The following is a 6,000-nucleotide window of genomic DNA, read 5'->3' as shown; positions in this document are numbered from 1 at the left end:
GACCGCCACCGGGCACTCCAGTTCATGGTCACCTAACGCGACAGATCGTCACACCACGCGACCTTCGCGCAGCCCTGTATGCTCACCCCCTATAGGAAGCATTCGATCGTCCGAAACAAATTCTTCACTCACGGTGAGATCCGTCGAGTCCGGGTGACATCATCGGGCGGGGCGAGAACATGATCAAAGGCAGCCGCGGCGGCCGACAGGGATCCCGCGCTCTCGCGCGCCTGCTGCCGCCGGCTGCCGTGCTCCTGGCCGTCGGCATTCTCGGGATGCTGGCTCTCCTGCTCGGCAACGACCTACTACAGCGAGAAGAGGCGGCCCGGCTACAGGTCCGCGTTCAGATGGTCGAGCAGCTCGCCGCGTGGGAGTCACTGAGTCCGTCGACATCGTCCCTGGCCTCGGCCGCGCGGAGTCTGCCCTTCCGCCCGGACGACCCGGCCAACGCCGATCTGCTGCCGCGCCTGCAGATCTCCGCCTCGGGCGACGTGAACAGCTCCCTCGCCCTCCTGGATCCGGCCGGTCGGGTGCGCGCCGTCCGCCCCGCCGGCAGCGGCATCGACGTGCGCCAGCTCGGCGCCGCCTGGCAGGCCGCACTGGCTGGGCGCACCGCCGTCTCCCCCGTCATCCTGCGCGGTCGCGTCCCGCGGCGCGCGACGCTCGTCCCGCTCGGCCGCAGCGGGCACCCCTTCGCGGTCCTGGTGGCCCTGTCGACCGAGCAGATCCACCTGACGACCAGCGACGGGATCGCCGCCGTGCTCAGCGCGGACTCCGGCCGCGTGTCGAGCGTCGACCCCAACGGCGTCGCCCTCTCCTCCACCGACGAGGCCGCGGTCGGTACCCACGTCCTCGGTACCCAGGTCCTCGGTGCGGACGGAATCGGCCCGGCCCAGGCCATCCGCGCCGCCACCGGCCCGGGAACGCACGTCTGGCGCACCTCGGGACCCGAGGGCGAGGTCATCAACATCACCGCCGTGCAGGCGGAGACGGGCTACCGCACCTACTTCGAGCAGCCCAGCGACTCGCTGTATGCCGACCTGCGCTCCCGCGGGCACCGACGCAACCTGACGCTGCTGTGCGCGGCCTTCGCGGCCACGCTGGGCATCCTGTTCGTCGCGCTGCTGCGGACGGTCTCGGCCCGCCAGACCCAGAACTGGCTGGGTTCCCTGTTCGCCGCGGCCAGCGACATCGTGCTCGTCACCGACGGGGCCGCCACGATGGTCTTCGTCAGCCAGGCGATCGAGACGTTGCTCGGGCACTCCGCGGCGGCCTGGACGGGACGCCCCGTCGCCGATCTCGCGCATCCCGACGACGCCGACCGGCTGCGCCGCCTGGTCGAGGACTCGGAGCACATACCCGGCTCGGAGCTCGGCCTGCGGTTACGCACCGCGGGCGGGGACACCGCCTGGTTTGACGTGGCCGCCCGCCCGCTGCCCACCCGCGGCACGTCCAGCGAAGTGATCATTACCTGCCACGCTGCCGGCCACCGTATTCGCCTGCTCGACCAGCTCACCTACCAGGCACATCACGACCCGCTCACCGGCCTGCTCAACCGCTCCGCGTTCGAGGAACACCTGGCGGCCTGCCTGACGGGTGCTGAGTCCCCGAGCGACCCGACGTCCCCGCGCGACCCGACGTTCCCGCGCGACCCGACCGCCGCCCGCGCGCCCCTCGCGGTCCTGTATGTGGACCTTGACCGATTCAAGCCCGTGAACGACGTCTACGGGCACCTCGCCGGCGATCGCGTGCTGCGGGAGATCAGCGCCCGGCTTCGGTCCGAGCTGGGTCCGCGGGCCACCTGCGCGCGTCTCGGCGGCGACGAGTTCGGGATCCTGTTACCCAACACGGACACGCCGGCTAGCTGCGCCGCGGCCACCCGCATCATCCGGGCCGCCGCCCGGCCAGTCTTCATCGACGATGACACCGCGGTGCGGGTCGGCGCGAGCGTCGGCATCGCGGCGACCGACACCACGCTCCCGGCGGAGCATTTCGATGCGGGCACGACCGCCGAGGTGCTTCTCCGGCAGGCCGACCAGGCCATGTACCACGCCAAACAGCTCGGCGCGGGCCGCTTCGCCCGGCTCACCGGCAGCGTGCCCGGCTCCGAGCCGTCCGTCGCTGGACGCCACCAGACCACCGTCGGCGACTTCACCGTGATCGAACCGGCCCAGATCGACCTGCTGGACGTCATCACCATGGACGTGGACGGCATGGACGTCGGAACCCTCGCCGCCGACGGGATGGACGTCCCCACTGGCGACGTCCCGAGCGGTGACAGCTCGAACGGCGGTATCTCGAACGGCGGTATCTCGAACGGCGTCGCCAAGGACGAGACGACCGAGGGCATGGCCGCCGAGAACAGGGCCGCTGCCGTGGCAGCCGCCACGTCCCGTCGGGGCGAACCGAACGGGCCGGCGACGGCACGTGACCGGATCCGCGAGCCCCGGGCCAGGCCCCGCCGCGCACGGCGGTCGCATGCCCGCCGCGCGCGTGGCTCCCGCCGTCGCAGCCGATCCCGTACCCGCCATCCCTGTACCTGCGGTCTGCGTACCTGCGGTGTTGGTACCTGCGGTGGTGGTACCAGTCGCTCTCGCGCCGGCCGGACGCTCCACGCGTATACCCTTCTGCCGCGCGTGATCAGCCTGCTGGTGCTGGCCATGATGATCCTCGCCAGCACCATGGCCACCATGGCGATCGAGCACGCCGACCAGCGACGTTCCGATGACCTGCGGATCCGACAGAGCACGACGCTGGCCATCACCACAGCGAGGCTCCTCGCCCGGCTGAGCCGGCCGAGCGACCTGGTTGCTCCCATCTCCGCGCTGCCCTGGTCGCCGACCGACCGGGACGCCGACGCCCGGGCGCTGGAGTCGATCGCCGGGCCGCAGCTGTCCACTCCGGACGCGGTGCTTGCCTTCGTCGACAACGGCGGCCGGCCGCTGGCGGTACGTCCGGCCGGCGCGGACGTACCGATCAAGCCCGGCAGCCAGCTCTGGCCGCTCGCCCGCCACGAGGGCCTCAACGTCCTCGCCGTCCATCGTGTCCCCACGTCCGCGGACCCCTACAACACCGACGACATCTCCATCGTCAGTGTGGTCCCCGCGCAGCGCGATGGCCGCACCATCGGCTACCTGCTCCTTGGTCGGGCCTCGAGCCGGATCCCGTTCGCCGGGCTGATCGGCGCCCAGAGCACCTCGGCGGCCGACCAGCTGACCGGCGCTCTCCCCCTGACCGGCCTTACGCTCAGTCTGGTCGACAGCGAGGGACGGACGCTGATGTCGACGGACCATGGTCTCGTCGGACGTCAGCTGGTCGACGCGGCGCAACTGCGGCCGATCCAGCCAGGCAACAGCCGAAAGATCACTCTGTGCGACCGGAGCTGCGATGGTGATCGAGCGGGTGGGAGCGGCGCCGCGCTCGCCGAAGCGGGCTCTGTGCCGGCGGTCCCGCAGCCCTTCTATCTGATCCTGCGCCAGGACAGCCGGGCGGTGTACGAGGGGCCGCCGGCGAACCATCCGCCCAGCGATCTGATCGTCATCGTCCTGGTGGTCGTGACCGCCGCCGTCCTGCTGTGGACCCTGCTGCGGGAGAGCCAGCAGACCCGGCGCGAAGGCGCGCGGCTGAACCTGCTGCTGCAGGAGTCACACGACATCGTCGTCGTCCTCAACCACGCCGGATACATCATCTTTCTGACCTCCGCGATCGAGTCCCTGCTCGGCCACCGGGCCAACCACCGACTCGGCCTGCCGCTGCTCGACCTCGTCCATCCGGACGACCAGGCGGCCGTGCGGGCGTACCTCGACGAGCTTGCGCATGACCAGATTCAGCATGACGAGCTTCAGCATGACGAGCCGCGGCGCGGCGACTCGGGCGCGCGACCGGACTGCCTGCTCGACATCCGGCTGCGCACCGCGGACGGCGGTCATCGCTGGTTCGACCTCGAGGCGACCAAGCGGTCCGGCCCGCTGTGCTGCGACCTGATGGTGACCTGCCATGAGGTCGGCGAACGCCGCGAGCTGCAGGCCCGGATCTGGTGGCAGGCCACCCACGACACCCTCACCGGCCTCGGCAACCGGGTGGGGCTCACCGAGCGGCTCGCCCGGCTCGCCGACGAACGCACCACCTTCACCATCGTGCTGATCGATCTCGACGACTTCAAACCGGTGAACGACACGTTCGGCCATCATGCCGGGGACGATGTGCTGCGTACCATCGCGGCTCGGCTCACCGGCGTCGCCGGAGTCACTTCCGACGAGGTGTACCGGCTCGGCGGTGACGAGTTCCTCGTCGTGCTTCCCGAGGCGGACGCCGCCGCCGTCCGCACGATCCTGGCCGGGGTGCGCCGAGCCATCGCCGGCCCCGTGGCCATCGCCGGGCGGACCATCGTCGTACGAGCCGCCATCGGGGTGGCCTCCTCCCGGGGAGTCGACGTCACCCGGTCCGGTCCGGACGCCGTCATCCGCCGCGCGGACGCCGACATGTATGCCGCCAAACGCGCCGCTCGCGACCCCCGTGCCATGTTCCCCACCGCCCGTTGAGGGTTCCCACCCACCCGTTGCGCCCCTCGCCGCCGAACCCCTGGCCGCCGAATCCCGGCCCCGTTGGGCGGATGCCGCATCCGGCTCGGTCCACATGTGGTGGACGACTCGGCCGGTCGCCTCCCACCCGGCCGGCTGGTTGGGAGAGGCTCACCACCGGCAGGGCAGCCAGACGGCGGAGCCGGACCGAGCGGAGGCGATCAGATGGGTCGGGTCGTCGTGGTCGGCTCAGTCAACATGGACGTGACGACCAGGGTCGATGCGCTCCCCCGCCCCGGGGAGACGGTACGTGGCTCGGCGGTCGCAATCACCCCGGGTGGCAAGGGTGCCAACCAGGCCGTCGCCGCCCGGCGGCTGGGCGCTCCCACCCACCTGGTCGGCGCCGTCGGCTCGGACGGCTTCGCCGCGACGCTGCGTGAGTTCCTCCAGGCCGAGGAGATCGACCTGGCCGGCCTGGCCCGCTCGGACACGCCCACGGGCACGGCGGTCACGATGGTCGACGTGGCCGGGGAGAATGTCATCGCGGTCGTCGCAGGGGCCAACGCGAAGACGACGGCGACCCACCTCACCGCGGTCGGCCTGGGTCCCGCGGATGTCTTACTCCTGCAGAATGAGATCCCGGCCGAGGTCAACGCCGACGCGATCGCCCGCGCCCAGGCGGCCGGCGCCTGTGTCGTCCTCAACGCCGCCCCCTACCGGCCGGATCCGCAGGAGTTGCTGGCCGCGGTCGATCTGCTGGTCGTCAACGAGCACGAGCTCGCCGGTCTGGTGCCACAGGCCGCGCCGCTGGTGACGTCCGCGTCGGACTCGACGTGGGCCGAGTCCCAGCCGCTGGCGCGGGCACAGCTTCTGGCTCGGGTGCGCGGCCTGCTGGCGGATGGCATCGGTCCGAGTCGGAACATCGTCGTGACGCTCGGTGCCGCCGGGGTCTGCGCACGGATCGAGGACACGGTGGTGACCCTTGCCGCCCTCGAGATGCCGGTGGTGGACACGACCGGGGCTGGCGACTGCTTCTGCGGTGCGCTTGCCGCAGGCCTTGCCGGCGGGCTGCCCGCGGCGACGGCCCTGTTTCACGCGAATCTTGCGGCGTCCCTCGCCATCGGGCGGCCCGGCGCCGCCGCGGCGATGCCGAGCCGCGCCCGGTTCGACGACCTGCTCGCCGCCCGCGCTTTCCGGTGACGCATGGTGCCACGCCGTCACCGTCAGCCCCGGTCGTCATGACCAGCGAGCCATCCCCCCACCGCCGACCCGCCACACCGACCTTCTCGCCGCAGCGCGTGACGACCGACCGGCCCCGGAAGGCCTCCGTGTCGCTTCTACCGGGTTACGAATGGACAAATCAGACAGATTGCCCGGTAAAAGCGACATCCCCGCTCATCAGCAGCGCCGCCACCCCCGAAAACCATACGGCCCGGGTCGACCGGCGGCAGGGAGATGTCGGCGGGCGTCAGGGGGTATC

The 6,000-nt window shown here is 71.5% G+C and carries 2 protein-coding genes; both read left to right on the top strand.

The window, feature by feature from the left end; genetic code table 11:
- The first annotated feature begins 179 nt into the window (after positions 1-179).
- Entirely contained in the window at positions 180-4,541 is a 4,362-nt protein-coding gene (locus tag MXD95_RS22835) for a diguanylate cyclase domain-containing protein (RefSeq protein ID WP_250642749.1), read from the top strand.
- Positions 4,542-4,745: 204 nt separating this feature from the next.
- Positions 4,746-5,720: a ribokinase gene (locus tag MXD95_RS22830; protein ID WP_250642748.1), complete on the top strand. Its 975-nt coding sequence runs from the start codon at positions 4,746-4,748 to the stop codon at positions 5,718-5,720.
- The last annotated feature ends 280 nt before the right edge of the window (positions 5,721-6,000 follow it).

This window comes from Frankia sp. AiPa1 (assembly GCF_023243075.1).
GTDB lineage: Bacteria > Actinomycetota > Actinomycetes > Frankiales > Frankiaceae > Frankia.
This window is presented reverse-complemented; position numbering and strand designations above follow the sequence as displayed.